This is a genomic window from Enterococcus sp. DIV0187, assembly GCF_051713785.1.
Classification (GTDB): Bacteria; Bacillota; Bacilli; order Lactobacillales; family Enterococcaceae; genus Enterococcus_A; species Enterococcus_A avium.
The window spans coordinates 308,343-332,493 of record NZ_JBIOQO010000001.1 but is presented as its reverse complement, the minus strand read 5'-3'; the positions used below and the strand labels follow the sequence as shown (position 1 = coordinate 332,493).

Annotated in this window: 18 protein-coding genes; 3 read left to right on the top strand and 15 right to left on the bottom strand. The window is 34.9% G+C overall.

What is annotated here, in order from left to right; all coding sequences use genetic code 11:
• Positions 1-206 precede the first annotated feature (206 nt).
• The 5 genes from IGI52_RS01665 to IGI52_RS01645 all read right to left on the bottom strand — a co-directional run bounded on the left by IGI52_RS01665 (position 207) and on the right by IGI52_RS01645 (position 9,406).
• A complete protein-coding gene (locus IGI52_RS01665) occupies positions 207-1,724 on the bottom strand; it encodes a DUF5605 domain-containing protein (RefSeq protein ID WP_438780233.1) in 1,518 nt (505 codons plus the stop codon).
• A 50-nt stretch (positions 1,725-1,774) separates the two neighbouring features.
• Positions 1,775-4,183: a glycoside hydrolase family 3 N-terminal domain-containing protein gene (locus IGI52_RS01660; RefSeq protein WP_438780232.1), complete on the bottom strand. Its 2,409-nt coding sequence runs from the start codon at positions 4,181-4,183 to the stop codon at positions 1,775-1,777.
• A gap of 35 nt (positions 4,184-4,218) precedes the next feature.
• Entirely contained in the window at positions 4,219-5,673 is a 1,455-nt protein-coding gene (locus tag IGI52_RS01655; RefSeq protein WP_438780231.1) for a PTS transporter subunit EIIC, read from the bottom strand.
• 61 nt (positions 5,674-5,734) lie between these two features.
• Entirely contained in the window at positions 5,735-6,715 is a 981-nt protein-coding gene (locus IGI52_RS01650; RefSeq protein ID WP_438780230.1) for a family 43 glycosylhydrolase, read from the bottom strand.
• A gap of 9 nt (positions 6,716-6,724) precedes the next feature.
• The gene (locus IGI52_RS01645; RefSeq protein WP_438780229.1) at positions 6,725-9,406 is read right to left on the bottom strand and encodes a glycosyl hydrolase; all 2,682 of its coding nucleotides are present in this window, start codon (positions 9,404-9,406) and stop codon (positions 6,725-6,727) included.
• 174 nt (positions 9,407-9,580) lie between these two features.
• Between IGI52_RS01645 and IGI52_RS01640 the strand changes: the two genes are divergently transcribed.
• The gene (locus tag IGI52_RS01640; RefSeq protein WP_438780228.1) at positions 9,581-10,579 is read left to right on the top strand and encodes an AraC family transcriptional regulator; all 999 of its coding nucleotides are present in this window, start codon (positions 9,581-9,583) and stop codon (positions 10,577-10,579) included.
• Positions 10,580-10,614: 35 nt separating this feature from the next.
• Here IGI52_RS01640 and IGI52_RS01635 read toward each other — a convergent pair whose 3' ends face one another.
• Together IGI52_RS01635 and IGI52_RS01630 are read right to left on the bottom strand one after the other, a co-directional pair.
• The gene (locus IGI52_RS01635) at positions 10,615-11,202 is read right to left on the bottom strand and encodes a hypothetical protein (RefSeq protein WP_438780227.1); all 588 of its coding nucleotides are present in this window, start codon (positions 11,200-11,202) and stop codon (positions 10,615-10,617) included.
• A 91-nt stretch (positions 11,203-11,293) separates the two neighbouring features.
• Complete coding sequence (locus IGI52_RS01630; RefSeq protein ID WP_438780226.1) at positions 11,294-11,770, bottom strand: PTS sugar transporter subunit IIA; 477 nt, start codon at positions 11,768-11,770, stop codon at positions 11,294-11,296.
• A 268-nt stretch (positions 11,771-12,038) separates the two neighbouring features.
• Between IGI52_RS01630 and IGI52_RS01625 the strand changes: the two genes are divergently transcribed.
• Both IGI52_RS01625 and IGI52_RS01620 read left to right on the top strand, forming a co-directional pair.
• Complete coding sequence (locus IGI52_RS01625; RefSeq protein WP_438780225.1) at positions 12,039-12,302, top strand: transposase; 264 nt, start codon at positions 12,039-12,041, stop codon at positions 12,300-12,302.
• Between the two features lie 128 nt (positions 12,303-12,430).
• Complete coding sequence (locus tag IGI52_RS01620; RefSeq protein ID WP_438780224.1) at positions 12,431-13,267, top strand: HAD family hydrolase; 837 nt, start codon at positions 12,431-12,433, stop codon at positions 13,265-13,267.
• 554 nt (positions 13,268-13,821) lie between these two features.
• Here IGI52_RS01620 and IGI52_RS01615 read toward each other — a convergent pair.
• The 8 genes from IGI52_RS01615 to IGI52_RS01580 are packed head-to-tail and all read right to left on the bottom strand — an operon-like array spanning position 13,822 to position 24,099.
• On the bottom strand, positions 13,822-14,697 hold the full coding sequence (locus IGI52_RS01615) for a conjugal transfer protein (protein WP_438780223.1): 876 nt from the start codon (positions 14,695-14,697) through the stop codon (positions 13,822-13,824).
• Positions 14,698-14,718: 21 nt separating this feature from the next.
• A complete protein-coding gene (locus tag IGI52_RS01610) occupies positions 14,719-15,720 on the bottom strand; it encodes a bifunctional lytic transglycosylase/C40 family peptidase (RefSeq protein ID WP_438780222.1) in 1,002 nt (333 codons plus the stop codon).
• Positions 15,717-17,669, bottom strand: a complete 1,953-nt coding sequence (locus IGI52_RS01605) for a CD3337/EF1877 family mobilome membrane protein (RefSeq protein WP_438782208.1) — start codon at positions 17,667-17,669, stop codon at positions 15,717-15,719. The genes IGI52_RS01610 and IGI52_RS01605 overlap by 4 nt, the downstream gene beginning before the upstream one ends.
• On the bottom strand, positions 17,662-20,112 hold the full coding sequence (locus IGI52_RS01600; RefSeq protein ID WP_438780221.1) for an ATP-binding protein: 2,451 nt from the start codon (positions 20,110-20,112) through the stop codon (positions 17,662-17,664). The genes IGI52_RS01605 and IGI52_RS01600 overlap by 8 nt, the downstream gene beginning before the upstream one ends.
• Positions 20,109-20,489 (bottom strand): conjugal transfer protein, encoded by a 381-nt coding sequence (locus IGI52_RS01595; protein ID WP_438780220.1) that lies wholly within the window; start codon positions 20,487-20,489, stop codon positions 20,109-20,111. Before IGI52_RS01595 ends, IGI52_RS01600 begins: the two co-directional genes overlap by 4 nt.
• 8 nt (positions 20,490-20,497) lie before the next feature.
• On the bottom strand, positions 20,498-20,800 hold the full coding sequence (locus IGI52_RS01590; RefSeq protein ID WP_438780219.1) for a hypothetical protein: 303 nt from the start codon (positions 20,798-20,800) through the stop codon (positions 20,498-20,500).
• Between the two features lie 54 nt (positions 20,801-20,854).
• Positions 20,855-21,358, bottom strand: coding sequence for an antirestriction protein ArdA (locus IGI52_RS01585; protein WP_438780218.1), 504 nt, complete (start codon positions 21,356-21,358; stop codon positions 20,855-20,857).
• 44 nt (positions 21,359-21,402) lie between these two features.
• On the bottom strand, positions 21,403-24,099 hold the full coding sequence (locus IGI52_RS01580; RefSeq protein ID WP_438780217.1) for a Spaf_1101 family AAA-like ATPase: 2,697 nt from the start codon (positions 24,097-24,099) through the stop codon (positions 21,403-21,405).
• Between the last annotated feature and the right edge of the window lie 52 nt (positions 24,100-24,151).

The window sequence follows — 24,151 nt, the reverse complement described above, 5'->3', positions numbered from 1 at the left end:
TATGCCTCATTACTAAAGTCAATAGCTCATCTTAATCAGTGATTTTTTTGAGATGAATCATTTTAAAAACTGTACAATATAATATGTTTGATCGAAAAAGTAATTGACATAAGGAATCGTAGTTTGGCTATACAAATATCTGTTCATATTCATCTCGAATAAATGTAGTATAACTCGTACAATGTTTCCTTCTATATTTGCTATTATTATGCATCACAAACGCTTGCCAGAATTGCTATCCCCTCTTTTTCTGGAAGTGTTACTCTCACTTTTCCGCTACTATTTTGATTAACAAGTGTTCGAGTCATTTCCCAAATATCCAAAATTTCAATAGTATAGTTTTTATCGTTGGACAATTCTAAATCAACATACGATTGTGCCGTTCTTCCCATGTAACGCAATAGGTAGGAATCACCTTTGAGAATCATAGGTTCAGTAAAAGCAAGCTCTTTTTGTTGCCATTTTGGTAATTCATCAACAACATCACGAAAAGTATGGTGATATCCTCTTAGCTCTTTATCTTTCTTTTTGGTATTGGGATTGTCTACTATATCTTTATAAACTGGTTCTCCTTCACTAGGTAAGCTATACAAGATATCCTTTAAAAATTGAATTCTTTTTAGACTATTACCATGCAATATGCCGCCTTTGGACCACCATAATACTTCATCTTCTCGATCAAAAGTTTCTCCGTGCGTACAATAACCACCACGACAAGTTGTCCACCAAAAGCGATGAACCATTTCAAAGGCCGACAAATTTCCCCAAATATAATCAATATTTCCTTCATAGCCGCATTCATCCATAACAATAGGTAACTGATATTCTTTTCGCCAATTTAATATATTGTTGATGTTTGTTGACTGAATAGAACAATGTGTTAACCAGTGTCTCTTAGGATATACTTTCAGTATATTATGAACTGAGATTAAATGATGATACGGATCCATACGATGAATAAACTCGCCGTATTCATCCCAATCTTCCCAAGTCTTATAGTAAAGCATCTCATATTCATTAGCTAAGCTCCACCAAATATTTCGATAAGCTGAAAATCTAACAATAACATATTCTAGATACTTCATAGACTCTCTCTGATTGAGCTTTGCAAATCCCCAACGATCATACGGATGAAATAAAATTAGGTCAGCTTCAATATTTAGCTTTGTCAAAGCAGCAATTCGTTTTTCAAGGTTATCCCAAAAGTGATAATTGATAGCTTCAACATTCCAATTTCCATTTTGATTTTTTTCAAAGGGAAACAGTTCAGGATCTTCACGATTATAGACTAATGATTTTGGAAAAATGCACATCCTCACCTTATTGAACGGCGAATTAGCTAATGTTTTTATTGTTTGTTCTTGTAATTCCTCAGTTTGACTCGTCCATGCATAACAAGTTGTTCCAATTGGAATGAATCGTTTACCATCAACATAGGAGAAGTTTAGCCTGTCTGCTCTTACCGGGCCATGAACATCTTCATCAGACTCAATGCATTCAAAAAAGCCATTTAATTTTCGTCCTTCCCAGATTATTTGATATTCCCAAGCGCCAAGTTCATCAGGCATAAAATGAATTTTATAAATATTTGGTCCACTCTTAAATGCTGGAATTTTCAACTTTCGATTTTCTTTATTAAAACATCCACAGTATATAATTAACTCGTCACAGCTTTGAGCATCAAGTGAGAGTTCAAAAAGCTCATATTTTTTTATTTGTTGCATGGTGCTTTTCCTTTCTAAAAAATAACTGAGGAATCCCTCAGCTATTTTAGTTATTCAATTTTATATACAGGATAAAATTCTCGATTCGTACTAGTTACATATTCATTTGAGGAAATGTTGAATGTATCTTCCAAGTGGATATCATTACATGAGCTACCCACAAGAAGTTCATAATCTCCAGATTCAATTTTCCATTTATATTCTCGATCAAGAAAGGCAATTTGACTTAAGTCAATTTCAAATTCGATTATTTTCTTTTCACTAGGTTCCAATAAAACACGACAAAAACCAATGAGTTCTCTCTCAGGACGAATCACAGATGAATACTTATCTCTGATATAAACTTGTGCAATTTCTTCACCTTTAATTGAACTACTATTCTGAATGTCAAAACTAAATACTAATTTTTCGTATCCATTCAGCTCTTTTTTCACTAATTTCAAATTGCTATATTCAAAATTTGCATAAGATAGACCAAAACCAAAGTAGTATCTTGGTTCGTGTGGAAGATCAATGTAGGAACTAAAAGGTGATTGTGTTCCTACATGATAACTTGACCCACGACCGTGATTGTAAAATAGTGGTGATTGGGCAGAACTGTACGCTACGCTGACTGGTAATTTCCCGCTAGGATTATTACTACCTATCAGTGTCTCGACAATGGCTTGACTACCGTATTCTCCTGGGTTCCAAGCTTCAATAATTGCTGAGGCATATTTATCAGCTGCATCACTTGATATAGGTTTACCATCTAAATGGACAACAATAAACTTAATCCCCTTTTTCCCCATTTTTTCCAATAATTTTTCCTGACAAGGTGCTAAATTGATGCTACTTGAATCAATTCCTTCGCCCGTACTACAAGAAGTTCCCCAGCCGTATTTACCACCAACAACTACTATGGATACTTCTGATTCTTGTGCCAGCTTTAATGCAGCTTCATGATGACTATCATCTGTACCTACGTATGGAAAGCCATATTCATACATTATTTTTGCAGTAGGACATTGTTTCGTTAATTCTTCATAAACGTTTCTACAATCAGCATAGGCTGAACTAGCAACACGTTCTAATTCTGGAAACTCAATATCAATCATTGAACCTTTGTACTTGTCCTTTTCTTGATATTTCCAGGCCTTTTCTGGTGTACTTTCTATTCCAGCCATTGTATTCCTTCCGCCCATAGCCAATTCCAAAACACTCATATAAGAATAACCACCAAATAGACTTCGTACAGATTTTGCTAAATGACCTATGACAGCAACTTTTTTACCTTTCAAATCAACAGGCAAAATCCCATCATTTTTCAAAAGTGTGATTGATTCTCTTGCATACTGTAAACTTGTTTGCTTAGATTCATTGGAGCTAAAAACGTCATCAATTACATTACTATCCTCAGGAAACGGTTTTTCAAATAGACCTAATTGGAATTTCTCAGTTAAGACTCTTAAAACTGCTTGGTCAAGTAAATGAATATCTATGTTTCCTTCGTTAATCAATTCAATCACATTATCCCCTAATACATTAGGTGTTGGAAATTCCATATCGAAACCAACTTCTAGAGATAATTTTGCTGCTTCATCTTTATCCTTACATACTTTTAATCGTGTATATAATTCTTCTAATGATGCGTAGTCGGAAACTAATAATCCGTCAAAACCCATTTCTTTTCGTAGTAAATCTTGCAATAGTTTTTTTGAACCAGCAACAGGTTCACCATCGATCGCTCCATAGTGATTCATGACTGAACGTAAATTTCCTTTTGAAATCGCAGCTTGGAAAGGTCTGGCAAAAGTCTCTTGTAACTCTCTTTCTGGTAAGTTGGTTGCTGCTGCATGAATTCCTCCCTGACCAGCTTGATATCCAACAAAATGCTTGCTTGTCGCCATAACATTATAAGAATCTTCTTTTCCAGAATTTTGTATTCCAGAAACGTAGGCAGTCCCTAACGCAGATACTAGCATTGGATCTTCACCGTAGCATTCACCATATCGGCCAAAACGAGCGTCACGACTTACATCTAAAACTGGTGCTAGAGCATGTTTGATCCCAACAGCACTCATTTCTTGTCCAATAATCTTGCCAGCTTTTTCTTCTAACTTTACATTCCACGCTGCACCACGTCCAATACCTGTAGGAAAGCTTGTTGCATCGGGCATCAGCACACCAGTCAAAGCTTCAATATGAAATAAAGCGGGAATACCAAATCTACTTTTCATCATTACTTGCTTTTGATAATCAGCTAATTTTTTTGTTACTATTTCTTTGCTATCATCCCATGCTGCCGCTAAAAAAGCGACAGCTCCTACTCCTTCAGGAAAATCATTTGCCAAATTTGGACCATTTTTATCTTTTGGATTATAGCATTGTAATTGTGCTATTTTTTCTGCCAGTGTCATTCGTTCTAATAAATCTCTTGCTCGTTCCAAACTTGACAACGTTATATCTTGATACTTCACTTCAGTCAAACCTTTCCTAAATAAAAATAATTATGCTAATCGTTTGGTAGCTCTTGCTCAGAAACTTCACTGATTTGCTCAGGTTTTGTTATGAGGAAAGTTAAGATTGCACCGATTCCAAAAGCGACGACAAAACAGGTAATCCAACCAATCAAGGAAGAAGGATTGCCGTTTGGATTCATATGAGCTCCAAAAGTTAATACACCACCAACAGTAGCTGGAGAGTATTGATTCACGCCTAATACTGTACATAACATTCCAGCTAGTCCGCCTGAAATCATCGCAGCAATAAATGGTTTTCTGTACGCTAAAGCTACACCAAAAATTGCTGGTTCAGTGATTCCGAATAAGGCAGAAGTCATGGTAGAAAAGCCTAACGCTTTCTTTGATTTATCTTTTGAACGCAATGCAAACCCTAATGAAGCGCCGGCAAGTGCCCAAACACCCATACCTAAAATAGGATTAAATGCACTTGATCCTTCTCTCAGTACGATATCGGTCAGAACTGGAATTAAGGCATAATGAATACCAAACATTACACAAACTTGCCAGAAAGCGCCAAAGAATAATCCTGCTAAAATTGGACTCAAACCGTACATACCCATAACAACATTCCCTAAAAGTTTACCAACCTCAGTAAATACAGGTCCAAGAGCTAAGAACATTATAGGAATCATCACTACTACTACAATCATGATTTTAATAAATTCTAAAAATTGTGGGATATATTTATCCAAAAAGAACTCAAATTTTGCCGCAATCAATGTTCCAATAAGCATAGGGAACAAGGAATTTCCATAAGAAACCTGTGGGACAGTTATCCCTAGAAAAGTTAATACCTCTGCTTCACCACTCAATGCAGTCGCAATTGCTGGTAAAACCATACTAGATGCTATAGCTGCTGCAATATAAGGGTTTGATTTCATAAATTTAGCTGTAGAAATTGCAATCATGATCGGCATAAAATATAGAAAGCCATCATTTGCTGCTGCTAAAATAATATAAGTGCCATCAGTTTCTTTTAAAAGTCCGGCTAAAACTAATAATGCCAATAATCCTTTAAACACCCCTACAGCTGCCATTGTTGGCACTAAAGGATAAACCGTGTTCATTAACATTCGTGAAATTCTATTGATTAGTTTTTCTTTATTCTTATTACGAATCGTATCCAATTTCCCTTTAATTTCTGCAACATCTTCATCCATTTCAACACCGTTATCAGTAACAACTTTAGTCGTTGATGTTTTTTGTAAAATACTCTCAACGTCATCATAAACTTTGCTAACTTCATTTCCAATAATTACTTGAAATTGTCCACCAGCCTTGATAACACCTAACACCTTATTCATTGCTTTTAGTTGTTCTTCTTGAGCAACTGACTCATCTTTCAATGTGAATCTTAACCGAGTCGCACAATGTACAACGGCCTCAATATTTCCTTTCCCACCAACCTTCTCAATAATAGAGGATGCAAGTTTTTCATCATTCATTTTTCTTCACCTTCAGTCTAATTTTTATCAGACTATCCTTTCCTTTTGCTTTTTATTTTTTTTAAAATAAATCTGGTTTCCATTTTTTCTGCCATTTAAGCAAGGGATTCCCCTTTTCAAAATGTATTGGAAGCCAAACATATTCAGAAATACTTGTATTGATTTTCCATGAACTTTTTTCGATAGGCTTGGATAAGTCAACTACCCAACGATCACCAATCGCAATATACAAATCTTTTCCTTCAACCTTTAGTACACTACTGATTTGAGAATTAAAACTATTCTTCTCCAAATCATCTACACACGGATCACCAATGATGTACCAAGGACCGTGAATATTATTTGCTTTAGCGGTCAAGGAAGGATTTGGATAATAAGCAGTTGTTCCAGAGGTAATCATGAAATATTCCCCTTCTCTTTTGAATACTGCTGGGGCCTCTCGTGCTAATGGTGGGCCAGCAAAGTGTAAATGTGTGGAATATTTACCTGTAATATTTTTATAGTCCTCAGTTAAATCTGCAATAACAATCTCAGTATGAACTTTCCCAAAAATGAGGTAGGCTCTTTCATCCTCATCAACAAATAAATCAAAATCTCCACTACTCATTTCCAAAGGCACAATGCGATTAACTAGTTCAAAATCACCAGTAATGGATTTCGATGTTGCAATTCCCATAAACTGTTGATTCCAATCTCTAGGATTCTCATCTGATCCCACAAGCTTAACCCACATAACAAATTCTTGATTTTTCTTATTGTAGATAATGTGTGGTCGATCCATAATTCTTGTTGGATGAAGTGGATTGCTAATATCATCAGAGGGTTTTAGAATAGTGTTTTCAAATGTCCAATTTATCAAATCCTCAGATGAATAGCAGTTAACACCTTGATGCCAAATACCAGAATTTGCTTTAGAATCAGTTTTGTTTTCACCAAAAAAATAGTATTTTCCCTCAAAAAACTTAACGCTACCACCATGTGCTTGGATACGCTCGCCATGATTATCAAACCATGGCTCGTCCAGTACAATTTCCTTTTTCACTACAAAAACCTACTTCCTATCTTTTTTTGAATTTTCTTTACTGTGATAATGGATACTTGCTTTACCAATTAATCCGATTGGTTCAAAATTGATATATTGAGACAGAAAATCTCGTATATAGCGTCCTAAGTTGTTCACAACTTCAATCCTTAATATGTTTATCCCGCTTTTTAATTGTTCAGATAAGTCAAACATATAAGGATAACTAATCTGAGTATCAATGAAATGATCGTTTAAATAAATGGATACAATCTCATTAGCATTTTCAATTGACAACCATGCAATATCTTTCATATCAGACATTTCAAAAGTGGTTTCATAGATTAACGTACCACTAAAGTTATCCAGTTCATCTCCTAGACCTAAAAGTGGTAATTTTTCCTCAACTCTCGGGAATGAATTTTCTTTTGCTACTCCAACTCCATCAATACTGATTCGCCAATTTTTAAGCTCTAAATTTTCATACTCAGCAGCAATGTGACGCGATAAACGGTGTGATAATTTCGAATAAGTACCTTCATTCTCGATAAGTATCACAGATTCTCCTTTATCTAAGTCCACTTGATACAATCCGTCAATTTGTTCAAGTTTTTGTAATTGATTACGCATAGGGTCATAAGCAATCAATTCTTTTTGATCTTTAAATCTCACAGATAAATCTGATAGCATACTTTCGTTAAATAACATGTAAATTGATTTTTCTTCTTGAAGATAATGAAAATAACGTAAATTTTCGTTGTAAGAATCTGTTTTTAACTGATCGACCATAAGCAGTTCTAAATTATGAACCAAGTTATCTAAGGTCAAATGCATTGTTTCTTGAAGCAGAACATCCAATTCTGTTTGATCTATTATTGATTCACTTGCATCCATTGGAAGTCCATCGATGAAAAAAACCTTTATTCCATGATTACTTAAAGAATGAATTTTTCTGATTATGTTTTCTGGCAATCTTTGAGCATATGGAACAACTAACACCTTATAGGCTAAATCATTAATCTGAAAAATTTGATTATCACAAATACTTTCAAGCAAGTGCTCACAAGAAATGATATCAAACTCAAATTGATTCTCAGTAAGAACTCTAGTTACTTTTTGAATAGGCATGTAATTACCTGACCACTCTGCTTCGCCATGATACAATACTGAAATATCCGCACGATGTTTTCCTCCGCTAAACAAGGAACTTAGTTTGTTCATATACTCTACTAGAATATTGAAGGCGAAAAACTGTGGATTTTTACCATGAGCATAAAAATGAGGGGGACAATCAGTATCTGGGAAATCACTCATCGTAAAGGCATGTGGAACAAAATAATTTACTCCTCTTACCAACATATGATCAGCTATCCATTTCATAAGTTTGGTTCCTTCTGCCCAACCATATGCGCCAAAAACTTCACACATCGTTCTGCCTTCTTTGTTAGAGTCAAGATAGCCTAATGATGTCCCTAACTTAGCTAGGGCAAAATGGAAAAATTCTCCATCCCAACCATTAGAAGTCATTGATTTAAAATATCCCTGCTTTTGATTAGGTAATAGTTGATGTAAAACAACATCAATTCCTGCCATATCTTGTCCAGCCATTGACTTGAAAAAGTGGCCGGCCCCATATCCCAAACGGCTATGTGCATTGTTATCTTCAATAACGTGGCCAATATATTTCACATCATGTTTCGAGCACCAAGTACCAATTCTTTCAGAAAAATTCTTCCGATAAAGATTTGTGATAAAATCCATGTACTTAAATCTGAAATGATGTGCTTCAGGTGAATCTCCCCTAATTAAAAGTGGCAATTTGGTTAATAATTCTTTCTCGCCAATTTTCATATGTTTTGCCAACTCAATTTCCATTCCACTTTTCCATGGCATCGGCATGTCAACTCTTCCAATTGATGCATTCGACCCTTTTGTATTTCCAAAACGGGGTTCATCAGAAAAGAAACCTTCAATAGTATTACCAAATTTTTTGCCAAACTTTTCATAATGTGTTTCGTACACTGTGTTTATTAAAATATCTGTCGCCTCTGGTACTAAAGGATTTAAATAACCTTCAGTAGCAGCTTCACCACCATTTTTTGTTTCAAAGCAAACAAAAATTGTCCATTCCCCTTTAGGAATATCCCAGTAAAGCATGTCCCCTTTCAAATACTCAGTGATATCAATCATCTGTCGTTCATCTATCACTTCATAATCAATTTTTGGTGAAGCAATAACAGAAATTATCTTTCCTTCGCAATCATTTTCTTGGATTCCAGTTATAGCTTTTTCAGTTCCAACACTCATAAAGTCAGGACGCTTTTGTATTGTCCATTTAATTAATGTTCCTACGTTAGTTTGTGGTCCAACTACATCTAATTGATAAAAATCCAAAAACTTTTTTTGTAAATCGGGGTAGTTTTTACTAATTTCACCAGCCGCATAACCTGTAGGGAAATGTTTATCATCTAATATCCAAACTGTCATACCGAGTTTTTCGCAAGTGTCAAGAATAATTGCAACATCGTTCCACCATTTTTCTTCCAAAAACTCCTTATGTGGCCGTGATTCGATGCATACCGATTTAATACCACTTTCAAATATTTTTTCAATGTACTCTCTGATTACTACTTCATTTTCTCCATGCATCCATAGAAATGGCATGATATGATTATCATATTTATTGATTAGTAACTCATTAATCTTTTTCATTTCTTCCACCTAAAACTTTGATTTGATTTGTTAAACCGCTATGTATACAATATACTTAAGAATGAACAAAAAAAATATGTCAGAAAGCGATTTCTTTTCTATCATATTTTTATATAGTTACCGTTTGCATTTTTCAAATACTTTGCCTACTTTTTGCTAAAGGAGGTCTTAATTATGGATTTCAATTTTATTGCCGAAAATCTTTTTCAGTTAACGAAGCGAGAAGAATATTACAAAGAAAATAGTGAATTATCCAAAGATTATTATCAAAAACTAGTTACAAAACGAATTAATAATCAAGATGTCTATGTCTTTGATGATTTGATTCCTTCTGGTAGGAATTTCAATATTGTGAAGCATACTCGTTTTGTGAAAGTTCCTCCTCACATTCATAATTTTATTGAGTTGAACTATATATATTCTGGCTCTTGTACACAAATTATTGATAATAAGAAAGTAGTCCTTCAAAAGGGACAAATTTGTTTAATTGACACTTCGGTTCCCCATTCGATTGAAAATACTACTGAACAAGATATTATTATTAATATTCTAGTTAAAAAGGAATACTTCATTAAGCAACTTAGTCAAAATTCTTATAGTTCCAGTATCGTCTTTGATTTTATTCTGAATGCATTATCTGAAAAACAAAGCCATAATCAATACATTGTATTTGAGAATAATGAATATGATCAACTTCGTTTGATTATGGATCAAATCTTGTATGAACATTTAGAAAATAAAATTGGTAATGATAAAATTATCGAAAGTTTTATATCTATACTTTTCTCATTGCTTGTTCGAAACTTCGAATATGTTACTAACAAACAAGAACAAAGAAGTAAGAATCAAATTGTTGCTCTCCTAGAATATATTGATAAGAATTTTATGGATACAACACTTTCAAGTCTGGCAAAACATTTTAATTACACCTCTAGTTATATTAGCACGTTACTAAAAACTGAAACGGGGAAAAATTTTAGTCAACTCGTGCTTGATAAAAAGTTGGAACTTGTGGAAACTCTTTTACAAAATACTGATAAATCAATTCAGCAATGTGCTGAGGAAAGCGGCTTTACAAACAGCACTTATTTTTATAAAAAATATAAAAAGCGCTTTGGGAAAATGCCCTCAGAAAACAGAAAAAATTTAAGAACCGACTCACTTCAATTTTAAGAAGTGGACCGGTTCTTTTACATGTAGTCTTCAATTCAGTCAGTATAGATTGTTTTCCTTCGCCTTCTCTTTGAAAAAAGTAAACAATCACATAAATCAATAATCGGACCCTGAAATAGAATAGACATAACAGTTCCTACTCCGATACCTATCCATTTGCCAGAAATGGCATGAGCAAGCAAACTGGCTCCGATTGGGATAATATAAACTAGTGCTTGAGCTTTTGTTGCATTATTTTTGGTGAATTGGTTTCTAACGATTAGCATTAATTCGTCATTAGGATGTAAAACAATATCTGCTTTCTGATATAATGCCACTGCAATAGAAATAAGTACCAGTGACAAGATCATTAAGATAAATTTTGCTAAAAAAGGAAAAGTACATATTCTGAAAAATGTTAATATATATACCATAAATTCTACAAGATAGCTGAATAAAATCATAAAAATGATATTATAAACGTTTCTTTTTACGTCGATTTTTTTATTCAAAAAACATCCTAATATAGCTACAAAACAACCAAATAGTATTAAGGCATTGCCAATAGACATATTTAATATTTCAGCAATCCCTTGTCCAGAGGCCATCCAAATAACTGACCCCATATCTACCGAAATTGCCAAAGCGTTCCCTATACTATTCAACAATAGCGAAATGATTAATAGCTTTATTCTGAATTTTAATGTAATGACAGTACCTACTTCCTACTTTTTGTTATATAGATATTTTTCCAACGAGATCTCCGTGAGCGACGATTCCATTTTTCTTTAATACTACTTTTTTATCTTCTAAATTGGTTGATATAACAATAATATCAGTGTCAAAGCCTTCTTTTTTAAGAAATTCCAAATCAATCATGGCTAACATGGTTTCTTCCGTTACTATTTCTTCTTTTTGAACAAATATTTCGAATCCTTTGCCATTTAATTCAACAGTATTTATTCCCATGTGAACTAATACTTCTATGCCCTCTTTTGTTCGAATACCTATTGCATGTTTGGTAGGGAAAATAGATACTATCTTTCCTTTCACAGGTGAGAAAAGGTTAGTATTTGATGGTTTTACAGCAAAACCATCACCCATCATTTTTTGAGAAAAAACTGGATCATTTACTTCTTCAATTAAAATAATTTGACCATCTACTGGATTATAAAGTTGAACGCTATTATTTGTTTTATCTTTAAAAAACATTGGATCCCTCCTGAAATCTTTTCATCAATAATACTCTTGTATTTATTTTCATTCCATATCAAATTTGAGGGATAACTCTATCAAATTTCATGTATAGTAAGAGTTTATCCATGTCATACATATGAAAATCATATTTACTCTCGCTTCAAACTTATCATTGAACATATTTTTCTTTCTAAATCGCCAAGCAAACGATTTTCTGATGTTAGGATGAATTCATGGACATGATTTGGTAGAATTTAACTACTAAAAAAAGGACGTGTCCAAAATGGCAAAAGCCAAGAAAAAAATGGATGAACCATTCAAAAAGACAATCGTTGAGCTCTATCAGTCTGGTCAATCAGTGGAACAGTTAGCTGAGGAATATGGGATCGCTACACAAACCATTTACCGTTGGAACAAGCTTTACACCAAAAATGAGGAAACCGGTATGACTGAAGCAGAAATCCTTGCAATGAAAAAGGAAATGGCTAGCATGAAAGAGGAAAATGCCATTCTAAAAAAGGCTTTATCCATATTCGCTCAAAAGTAGAAACTGACGATGTCTACGAATTTATTCAATCCAATACAACTGATTATGACGTAAAACAATGGAAGGTAATTTGTAAATAAGTGTGCAATTAAAATATTTGATATATTAAAAATAAGGAGGATATATTTATGAAGTTAATTGGTATTGATTTGGATGGAACCCTGTTAAACTCACAACAAAAAATAAGCAAAAAAAATGTAGAAGTTCTAGGAGAAATTTCAGAAAAGTGTTTTCCCTTCATTTGTTCTGGAAGAGAGGTAGAAGATATAAAAAATATACTTAAAGAAAACAAGCTGTCTATCCCTGCTATAGGATTAAACGGTGCAGTTGGATATGACTATGAAAAAAAATTATTTGAATTTTATTTTAATCATTCCAGTGTTAAAAAAATAAGTTCTTTGACTTCAAAATTTCCAACAAAAATCTACACAAATAATGGAAGTTATGAATCAAACGAATACAAGGCTAGATTGAAAGAAATCTTTAGTGAGATAGGAAACGAATTTTCTATTGATGAATTAAACTATGAACTTGAATACGAAAAATCTATCCAATCAACTTCCTATAATAACATTAATGACATATTTGACATTGATGGAGTAAAGGTATACAAATTCTTTGTTTTTATTCCTAACAGAAAAATGAAAAGCAAGATCAAAAAAGAATTGGAATCAATACATGGAATTACTGTTACTGAATCATCAGAAGTAAATCTTGAAATTGTGCCCTACAATGTGTCAAAAGGATTAGTATATAGTCATTTGGAAAAAATTTATGGATTAAAAAATGTCACAAAGTTTGCAATTGGTGATAGCTTGAACGATCTTTCTTTATTTGAAATGTCAGATTTTAGTTTTGCTATGGGAAATGGTCATCAAACCATTAAGAATATGGCAACCTATGTGATTTCTTCAAATGATGAAGATGGGGTAGCAGAGGCATTAAAGGCTATTTCAGCAATGTAATTGTTATACAGTCTCATTAATACTAAAAACAATCAATTTATACTAATAGAGAGTTAGATCAGAAAAATAGTGAACTAAGTAATTTTATCTTAATTATGGTGTTTGTACTCAGAAGTAAAAATCTCCTTATTATTTAAAGTTTTTCCTAATTTCAAATGGTAAATGCGCAGTGAGAATTTTATAATTGAGAACCTATAAAAAATTTTAGGAAAGCATGTTTTAAATTATGGAAGTCTAGGCGTAATATTCTATTAAAAAGTAAACCAAGCAAAGGTTTGGCCTCTTCCCCTACTTGGTTTACTTTTTTAGTTAATTCAATACCATTTCATAAAACACAATACATAACCCAATCAAAAATATTCCTCCAAAAAGCACAAACAACCCAAAATACAATGGCGCAAGAAGCCATCTAGGTGTCTTGTGGAGCCTTCGGTAAAAAAGCTGGCGATGAGTCCTGTCAGTAGCCATGCAAAATAGAAATGAAACGTCATAACGTCACCTTTTCTTCTGTTAATTGTTCATTTATTCTACCGCAAGACGATGATTTTGTAAGCCTAAAATTCATTCGTAATCAGCCATTTATTTTCAACCTTTTGTAATTTCAACTCATATTCTAGTGGTAAAATGGCTTTGGTTTCTTTATCCAAGTAAATCACGACGACTTTGACTTTGACACCATTTTTTGACTTAAAGTAGTTAATGGTTTGAATTTCCGAAAAGGTGTAAGCTTTATTGATTTCTTTGATATTTTGGTCTTTCACATAGTAACCCAACTCCGTTTTCTTAGCGGTGGGATAGATTTTAAAGAAGGTGCTTAGAAATTCTTTAATGTCTCCCTTAGTTTCTTGATCAATACTCATATCATCTTGAACAAGCTCTTCTTTAATCGCCATCTTTTTTGGTAATACCGCAAACACAGGATTACTTAAAATGCTAATCTGATTGTTGTGATTGGTTCGTACGTTGACTGAAAACGCCGAAGCTACTTCTCTATTCTCCTTCTTTTTACCAGTGTCCTCTTCAATGGTTTGTTTCAACGCATAACCAACGGAATAATCAGTTTCATTAATCGGTGTTACATTCAAAATTTTGATACTAGTTACGGTTGATGTTGTGGGAATATCTGAGCGAATCATCTCTTGGTTCAATTGTTGTAGGTGCTCGGGCAAATAGTTTTTAAGCTGCTCGTTGCGCTTCTCTAACTGTTCCTTATTCGGCTTCCAGTTATAATAAACTTTGACAAAATCTTCCACAAAGCTCGTCATCAAATGCGTATCTTCGACTTTGGTTTCAATGATTTTCTCTTCGTGAATGGTATGTTGGTCAATGGCAGTAAAATTTTTATACACACCAAAAAGGACACTACCAATCAAAAGCAGCCATAATCCTATTGTTGTTTTTCTTCGTAGTCCAATCTTCTTTGTTTTCATCTCTTTACTCATTTCCTTTCGTTAGTTGACTCTGCCTGCTCCAATCAAATGAGCTTGCCAATATGAATCGGTTAAATCCGTATAGCCAATCGGGGATCCGGCATGGTACATACGATTATTCCCTACATAAATCCCAATGTGTGTCACAAAATCCGCCGTAGAATAGGTGGAATGGAAAAACACCAGATCTCCTGGTTTGGCTTCACTTAATGACAAGTGTTTGGTCACGTTGTATTGTGCTTGTGCTGTTCTTGGTAAATTAATCCCCACTTTGGCAAAACACCATTGAATCAACCCACTACAATCAAATGAAGTCTGCGGCGAACTGCCACCAAAACAATAAGGGAAACCTTGATATTTCAGCGCTTCATCCATAATTTTTTGCACAGTTTCATCATCAAATTTAGTTGGTGTGCTGGCTAAATATTGTTCGACTAGTTTCACGTAAAATTGATTTCCATAAGCATAACGCCAACCGCCATTGATAGGAATGGCAATCGGATTGGGATAATCAGCTTTCTTCCCACCCGCTTTTTCTTTGGAAAAACTTTCGGCCAGTTCATAAGAATATTTTTTGCCATGACTTGCCACATAATTGATGAAACCGCCGCCAAAATTATAGGATTGTATCGCAGTATTTTCATCACATCCATGTGCCTTAATCCCTTGAATCAACTCAGAAAAATATTTGCAACCTTGTTTAATGGAAGCTTCGGTACTTAGTGAATTGGGTGACAAGCCTAAGCTCTCCGAACTTTGCATCACGTCTTCTGCCGTTCCACCACTTTCTACTTGTATAATGGCAAGAATGGTTTTGACATGCTCTGGAATGCCAAACTCTTTGCAATATTTTTCTACCATTGCTTGGTGCTTCAACACTTCTGGGGAAAGATTTAATCCTACCTCAACAGAAGAAGAGGCACTTTGATCTTCTTCTCCTGTTAAGATGACGCCGAATAAGAAACAGAATAACAATCCGAATAAGCCAATCACTGGCGCTGAAAGCTTAAGCATTGTCTTCATCGGCGCTTCATTCCTTTGCCACGTAGTTCCTTAACTTCTTTACTTTTCTCTTGTCGTTTTTCTTCAATCGTTCGTTTTGCATAAAGTTTTCGATTGAGGGTTTCACCATTTTGAAGTTGGCGCTCTTGTTTTCGATGGAACGAAGGATTTTCATGATTTTTTGGTATCAGCCTTTTAGGTGGATGATTTAAAGTCTTTCCTTGGTTGGAATGGCTCGGTCGTTTTGGTGTTGGCGATAATACCGATTGCTTCCGTTGACCTAATGTTCGTTTTCGAGTTTCTCTTCGTTTCTTTTCCTTTTTCTTAGGTGTTCCGTATTTCTTTTGACTAGGATTTTTTTGTTTGGATTCGTTCTTCTTTTTTTGTTGCTTTTCATCAGATTTTCTTGGATCAAGCTGATTGTTTTTCTCCTTTGGTTTGTCTAAATGTTTCTGCTTATTCTTCTCAGTAGCCTCTTTGGTTTCCGTCTGTTTTTGACGGTTGCTTGAAGAGGTTGTCTGTTTATTATCGGAATTACTCTTACCGTCCCCTCCTGTTTTCTTGGAGTTACTACGATTATGTCCCAAGCCTTTTAGCAACAATCCACCAACAGTCATTCTCCGCATTGCTCGATTAGCTATCCGTCGTGGTCTGCGCATCACACGACTACCGACATTTTGTGAATCCGCACTGGTTAACGCCATCATCCCCATTAAGTCATTGAGTCTAAAGAAGATACCTGCGAAAATCACAATTTGCATAAACGCCACGATAAAGAATGGTTGTGATGCCGTTAAACCATAAACCATGGCAGAAAGCGAAAAAGCTAAGGTCAATACGAGGGTGATTCCCGCTCGCATCATAATGACATTAAACAAACGCATAATCGTCTTTTTCATTAGATGATTGAAGGTAGGAATCATGGATAAGAGAAAACTTATCGGCAGAAACACCGCAAAGATAATAAACAGGACTTGCGAGAAAATCATGATGCCTGTCAGAATAAAGACGAAAATTGAAATGAAGAGATTAAACAAGATGATAAAAATCGTCACGCCTATTCGTGTCACGGTCTTAGTGATGGTCATATTGTCATTCTCTAGGTCATTGATTTCCTTTTTGATGATTTCCGTGCGATCTTTTCCTTTGTTTTGAAAAGGACTTGTCTTTTCCAATTCTTCTACCCTCTCTTTTCCCACGGCTTCAAGATTAGAATCCCCATACTGTAAAATCATCCATGGTTGCTTCACTTGAATTTCAAACAAGGAATCTCGAATCGCATCCACACTACTTTTTCTACTGTTTCCTGAATCTTGCACGGTCATTTTTGAGCCAATTGTTAATGCCGCATTACTAATATCCGAACTAAATTCATTGATTCGCCGAACGTAGCTGGTGGAATAGGCAATAAAGGATGACGACAATAGAAAAATCGTTAAGAAGCTAACTACGGCACTGACGGCTTTTGTAGTTTCTCGCTTCACTAATCCTGTGTACGCCACATAAATTCCTAAGACCAGAACCAACAAAAGCAACAAACCCGGATAGAATCCCTGATTCATAAACCCATGTTCATTAATCCCTGCTAGTGTTTGGATATTTCGCCCAATGGCTTCGGTAGTGTCACTGATGAAATCTAAGGAATAAGCTTCTCCAACCAAATAACCTGTGGCGTTGGACAAATAAATACTAAACAACCAGAGTAAATTGGTAAGGGCGTAAATCCCATACATCACGGATTTTCCAATGCCATCACCCCAATTCCAAGGTAACCAATCCCAACTGGAATCCACAAAATAGTCCAACTGATAATTATCAACGGGATACTTGGAATAGTTCTTACTGGCATCAATCGTTTCATCAATCAAACCCACCGCATTCACTGAAGTAGACAGCACAGACAAAAGAAAAAAGATACCGACTAAAATCATCAGTACCTTAAAGACTTTCTTCTTATTCAACTTAATCACCCCCAGCATGAATCGGTGGTCGAGTATCAAAAGCTTCAAATAAGTGTTCAAAAATATAATCAAATTGAATCACTCCTGTATGCCCCCAAATATCTTGGAATAGGGCTTGCCCATTTTCCAAATTACGCAAGCGATTTTGATTCCCTTCATCTTCCTTATCCAAGCTAAAGAATTCCAATGTATTTTTGATTTCATTAATATCCGTGGAACGAAAAGCAAACTTCATGCCGATATTATTTTTCATCTTTTCGTCTAACAGGTCATTGGCGTTCTGCGTCACGAAGTATACACCGGCATTCATGGCACGTCCTTCACGAACTAACTTCATCGATAATGTTTTTCCTTGCGCAACTTGAAGGAAACTCCAAGCTTCATCTAAGTCAACGATTTTAAAAATTGACGTATCTGAGTGAATAAAATCCAAAGCGAAGGTACTAATGACCATTAACATGGACACACTTAACATTTCCATTGTCGTGTATTCTTCCATCGTGGTATTGGCATCTGGCAAAACTAAATCCGCCACTTGAATCACATTTAGTAGTTTATCCAAGCTGATGGTATTCTCAACTTGGCCATCACTAAACAATAGTTGAGCGAAATCGTAATCCACAAATGATTCAATATGGTCGGCGATAGAATTAGAAATTGCGGAATCTTCCAGTCGTAGTTCATCAATCACTCGCAGTAAGCCTCGTTGTTCTGATTGCGCCACGGTTCGAATCGCTTTTCGTAAAGTCGGGAATCGCTCGCCATCACGAGAAGAAATCCCTGTTAGAAAAGTTAAGGTATCAATCGCTAAACTTTCCGAATCTTTGACATTTTTCAAAATGACGAATGGATCAAGCAAGCCTCGATTCTTTTCCTCACTAGTTAGATTGATAATATTGACCTCTTCTTCAATATGAAACAAATCTTCTTGCCAATTTCCTCGCTCCGACTTTGGATCAAGAATGACTGCTTTTCCACCGAAAAGTACCGCATAGTAAACCAACAGATTATTGGAAAAGGACTTCCCACCACCTAAACTTCCTAAGAAGGCTGCCGCTAGTGCATTGGTAGTGGTACCTTTGATACCTTGTGCTGCCAAATCGGGTTTGATAAAAACATTTCTCCCTGTATCCACATTGAAGCCGACATAAATGCCTTCCCGTTCGCCAAGATTTTGGGTTGCGCCAAAACCCAGAGAGGAAATAAAATCACTGGTCACATACTGAACATAGTCATTCATAAATCGTTTGGCAGAAGGGATAAACTCGCTATGCAATCCCAACATATCACCGAATGGACGGACCAACTTCACGTTAAAATCATCGTAGAAATCACGAACTTCATTGCACCGCTTTTTCAATTCATCCAAACTTGGTGCTGTCACTCGAATAACGTAGCTTAATTTATACATGGATTCTTTGGTTTGATCTAACGTAGACTCTAATTCATTGACGGAATCCAAAGCTTCCACCACATTGTTTGCCGTTTCATTCTCGCTTTCCCATGCGTGATTATCTAAATCTTTGAGTTCCTTTTTCTTATTGCGAACTGTCGTCAAAGCTTTCCGATTCGGGACGACTTCAATATTCATGGAGGTATCAATAGGAAAAGAAAATTGTTGTTGCTGGTAATAAAAGAGTTCACTTTGAGGGAATTCCAACTCACCGACAATCGAGTTAATCGTAAAGTAAGCCACAAAGAGTTCCTTGTCTTCATTGGTGATTTTCAAGTAACGTTGTTTTTGTTCAATCAAACAACGAGTGGGTTTAATCAAGTCGTAGCGTTTGATACGTTTATTACCTTCCACCTCTTCACTTGGCAAATGAAAAGAATACTCTTCATACGCCATGTCATCATTGCCATGTAAATGTTCGAGCAAATATCCAAAATCATCTTTGGTTAATGGACGGAAGTTGAAACGGCGCAATAATTTGTTTTCCAGTAGCTGTTCCAATTTTTGAAAACGAGACACTTCACTGGCGGGAAGTTGAACAAAATCTCCCATGAGTTTGGTATTAACGCCATGAACAAAATCTTGAATGCCTAATACAAACTCATTCCAAATAGTCTTTAAGTTGACTTCGTGGTCGGTCAGTAATAATTTAAACCCAATGAAAAATCGGTAATCCACTTGATGTTCGCCAATCAATTCGACCAAAGCTTCCGTCTGCCCGTCAATATGTTGGATGGCTGCTGCTTTTAATTTTCCTTTGACGGTTGCTTTGGAGCGCTCTTGGACTTCTTTGATACTGGATTCGGTACTTAGTTGTAGCGCATGAATTTTCCCCTCTCGATATTGTGCGACTAACTGACGAAAGTTATCATGGACTTTCAGTTTTTCATCGGGGCTTAGAAAGGAATAGTTGTAAGGGATTAATTCGTAATACGCCCAACATTCCCCGTCCTCATTAAAGACTAAGTTGTTTTCAATATATTTAATCGGGTATTTCACAGCACTTCACTCCTTACATACGTGATGCTTGGTTGGATAATTATTCGCTGTTCACTGACTTTTTTCTCGGCATAAGTGACTTTTGGTTCCGTATAGTAGCGATAAATCGAACGGACAAAGCCAACTGGTTTCTTTCCATCAAAAGACTTTTGCGACATAAACCACGCGATAAACCCCGGTATGCCTAAATACTTCAATAAGGCACCATTGATGAAAGAAAGTGGGGGGACATTGGCTAAGAAAATGACGAGAAACAAGGTCAACACAAACCACGTCATTTGTGTAAAGGTAATCGGAAAAGGTAACTGTAAATCATTAATGGCGTAGATGACTTTTTCTACATTCCAAATACTGGTATAGCTTCTAATTTTTTTCATAGGTCCTCCTATTCTAGTGTGATGAGTACATCTCTGCGGTTATCTGCTAGTTGGCAAAAATAGCCAACATAGGTGTCGTAACGAGCTGTATTTGAAGCAAAAGCTGGGTACGACTTAGAATGAAACCACACACCATATCGTTGTGGGTCAAACAAATTTTCTGGCGTGATTTGTCCGACATTTTCTTTGGCATCTTCTATGATTTTTGTAAACAGCGTGTGTTTCAATAAGTTTTTCTGATTTTGAAAGGACAGTATGTTGTCGATTTCTGTTTCCAGACGTTCTAGATTTTTGATGATGTAGTTGTACATGTTTTCCTCCTAAAAATGAAAAAAGGCAGACCATGATTGATCTGCCTGATTTCCTTATCCAATATATTCAAATATCCCATGAGAAGTTACAAGGAAGTTCCCCTCAATTTCCCTATCCCGACCAAGTGCTTGGTAGTCGATATAGTTTTGTAAATTACTTGGTATTTCTCCAAGTTGTCCAGTTTCTTCTACGAAATAACGAGCGACATCTTCCATCGAATCGCAATCCGAGTAACAGATGATATCCTCTTGATGTTCAAGTAAATCTTCAAGAGAACTAAACCACATACCTTGAATTTCTTTGAGTTCATCATAGATAGGCGAACCCTCTAGCTCCATGACCATTTCACATAAGCGGTTAAGTTCACTAATGGACGTGTATTCGTTAACCTCAAAAGGTAACTCTGCATCATGAATGGCATATTCTTCATAGGATTCATTCAGCCCAATTCGTTCTGCCATTTCATCTTCATCAATAGGTGGCGTGAACCAAGCGCCCACGAGTTCGCCTTCGTTGTATTTTTTGAGATTTGCGATATAGACACGCATTTCTGCCATTTTTTCACCTCCAAATAAAAAAGGATAGTAATTTTAACTATCCCTCACAGTAATTTCCCTAGTTCATCTAATATATCATTTATTTTATCTTGATCTTGCAAAGAAACATTAGAGTACAGAATTTCACGAATGCAATCTAAAATATTTTGTTCATTATCCCTAGCAGGCAGGTAATCAGAAGTAATTTCTGGTAAGTTATTCGAAAGTTTTTCTCTATACAAATAGAATTTATCTGAGAAGGCTTTTTTCCCACCTTCTAAGATATTTAAAACATGATTTACAATTCTTGGGTTAGATACGTAGCCACTCGTTTCACACCAACCATTTTTATTATTTGATTCCATAACAATAACCTGTTCAGTTCCACTATTCATTACAATTGTAGAATTGTGCGTGGCTAGAATAATTTGTCGTTTTGCCTTCAGTTTTCTGAGGTCCGTTACTAAGTTTTTGTAAATATATGGATTATCTAGATTGTCTTCAGGTTGATCTACAATGAACGGCGAATAATCATTAGTATATTCACTATAAGATAAAAGAAAGGATAAAACTGCTACTACTTTCTGTCCCAAAGAGAGAGTCGATATATCTCTATAATCAACGGCTCTAGTCTCAATAGATTCTTTATTATTGATATTGAACTCTAAAGAGAAATTCTCACTATTCCTGAAGTAATTAGTTAAAAAATCTTTCGCATATTTTTCACAAGCTTTAGTAATAAGAGCATTTCTCAAAATATGATAAAATTCCAAAATTTCTTCTCCATTTTTGAGGAACTTCAACTCTAAATCAGTCGTTTCTTTGCTTGCTTCAACAAAAAGCTTTCTGATAGGAACAATGTTGATTATTTTTTCAAACTCTTCATTATGAAAGAGACGGAGTAGTTCAATAGAACCGCCTACTTTTTTTGATATAGAAGCCAAGTAATCAACTATATCACTATAAAGAACTGCATACTTTTTAAAATAGTTGCTTCTTGCATATCTTGTAATGCCTAATGCAGCCGTCCAATTAAAATAGTTATCGTCAATATTTTTTTGTGAAAAGGTTACACGCAATTTGCCTAACTCAGTCTTATTAAAAGGGTAAATCAAATTATTGACCTGTTCTTTTCTTCTAGTTAATATATCTTCCTTTTGAGAGTATTTTTTAAACAGCCCCTCAAATCCGTTCCCATATTTATAATAATTTTGTCGGTTTCTGATATCCTTATTTTCGAACAACATTTTATTAAAAAATTCAGTTAGCTCATACTCACTGCCAGCGATGCGGACCAAATCATTAATAGTAAATTTACGAGTGAGAATATTCTTCAAAATTTCCGTTTGGTTACGTGGTATTCTGATAGTTTTCCCGTCATAAGTGAATACTTGAATTCTATCGCTAATCGCTGTTTTTCTTGTTTTTTCTTCATCCTCTTCTGTGTTTTGAAGATAATTTTGCGTTTGGTTAAAGTAATTTTCCACAAAAATTTTATTATTTTCTTCATTTGTCGAATGAAGAAAAACATAATAATCTGTATAATCATAATGGTAAACCATACAACTTGTTCCTTGAGCTAAAATTTTTTCTAAATCAAGTTTAGTTTCTGCATATTGAGAAGCTAGAAAACCTAATACATTCAAAAGAGTACTTTTACCAGTACCTCTGCCACCTATAATTGAATTCATTTGACTCGAAAAATTGACAATTAAATAATCCTGTTCTTTACCTCGGAGGAACTCGTTTCCATCAACATACAGAGCCTTAATAAATTGTTTTGGTTCTTCAACCAATTCATAACAAATAGATAAAGCAAAATCTTTTAAAGCTGATTGGAGTGTTGTAAAATTGAGCTTATCTCCTTTTATATAGAAGAATTTAGTTCTTATATCGTTAATACAATGCGCATCGTTATCAATAACGAAATCAAACTTTCTTTTCGTATAGGTAGTCAAGTTCTTTTTAATTGAGTCGATTTGCCTAACATCGGTGATTCCAATTATATTAAATAGATTCGAGTTGAATAATTCTTTCTTATAGGTGCCAGATAGGTAATTTTTATCGAAAATATTTGAAGAATTAATGTGAGCAATGTAACTAATAGCCCCGATTTCTTTCATTTTCTTGAAAACATCGAATGAAGTTCTCATCGTACCATCCTTTGAGGACAAAACATTATCTTCTATCCAGAATGACAATTTTCTAATTTGTTGCTTGTTCCGTTTATCCAGGATTGCAACGATATGATTTTTATCCGAACAAGATATTTCTATCCCTAATTCAATTCTTGTTTTCACTTCATAATCAGCTCGTTGTCTCAAAAGGATATTAATGGCTTCATCTAATTTATTAAATCCATCTAAACAATTATGATCGGTGACGATACAAAATTCAATTTTTTCTTTCAGTAAACAATGTCCTAAAATCAGGTATGCTAACAATTCATTTACGTCAAAAAACTTTTTGGTAAGCATTTGACTAAAATCAGTTATATCATGATCTTCAAAAATTGATACATTCTGATAATTGAGAATTTTTAACATTTCGTCATCAGAAAATTCAGTCCAACACTCCACTTTATTTATCCCTAACTCTTTTTGAGTATGCTCATCAATCAAGATATAATCATGTGAAGCAGGTGTGTGAATATGAAATAGGGTCTTTTTGAATTTTCCACCATTTTTTTCTTGCAGCATACTCTTGTAAAGTAAAGGAATAATTTTTTCCGATGATGCTTTTTTTCTTTTGGATTTAGCCATGATTTCCCTCCGATAGCGTTTTATCTGAGTATATCATAACTAAATTTCCTTT

Coding starts and splice junctions, on each gene's coding strand:
- IGI52_RS01665 (WP_438780233.1), bottom strand. CDS start 1,724: ATGCAACAAATAAAAAAATATGAGCTTTTTGAACTCTCACTTGATGCT.
- IGI52_RS01655 (WP_438780231.1), bottom strand. CDS start 5,673: ATGAATGATGAAAAACTTGCATCCTCTATTATTGAGAAGGTTGGTGGG.
- IGI52_RS01645 (WP_438780229.1), bottom strand. CDS start 9,406: ATGAAAAAGATTAATGAGTTACTAATCAATAAATATGATAATCATATC.
- IGI52_RS01640 (WP_438780228.1), top strand. CDS start 9,581: ATGGATTTCAATTTTATTGCCGAAAATCTTTTTCAGTTAACGAAGCGA.
- IGI52_RS01630 (WP_438780226.1), bottom strand. CDS start 11,770: ATGTTTTTTAAAGATAAAACAAATAATAGCGTTCAACTTTATAATCCA.
- IGI52_RS01625 (WP_438780225.1), top strand. CDS start 12,039: ATGGCAAAAGCCAAGAAAAAAATGGATGAACCATTCAAAAAGACAATC.
- IGI52_RS01620 (WP_438780224.1), top strand. CDS start 12,431: ATGAAGTTAATTGGTATTGATTTGGATGGAACCCTGTTAAACTCACAA.
- IGI52_RS01615 (WP_438780223.1), bottom strand. CDS start 14,697: ATGAAAACAAAGAAGATTGGACTACGAAGAAAAACAACAATAGGATTA.
- IGI52_RS01610 (WP_438780222.1), bottom strand. CDS start 15,720: ATGAAGACAATGCTTAAGCTTTCAGCGCCAGTGATTGGCTTATTCGGA.
- IGI52_RS01595 (WP_438780220.1), bottom strand. CDS start 20,489: ATGAAAAAAATTAGAAGCTATACCAGTATTTGGAATGTAGAAAAAGTC.
- IGI52_RS01590 (WP_438780219.1), bottom strand. CDS start 20,800: ATGTACAACTACATCATCAAAAATCTAGAACGTCTGGAAACAGAAATC.
- IGI52_RS01585 (WP_438780218.1), bottom strand. CDS start 21,358: ATGGCAGAAATGCGTGTCTATATCGCAAATCTCAAAAAATACAACGAA.
- IGI52_RS01580 (WP_438780217.1), bottom strand. CDS start 24,099: ATGGCTAAATCCAAAAGAAAAAAAGCATCATCGGAAAAAATTATTCCT.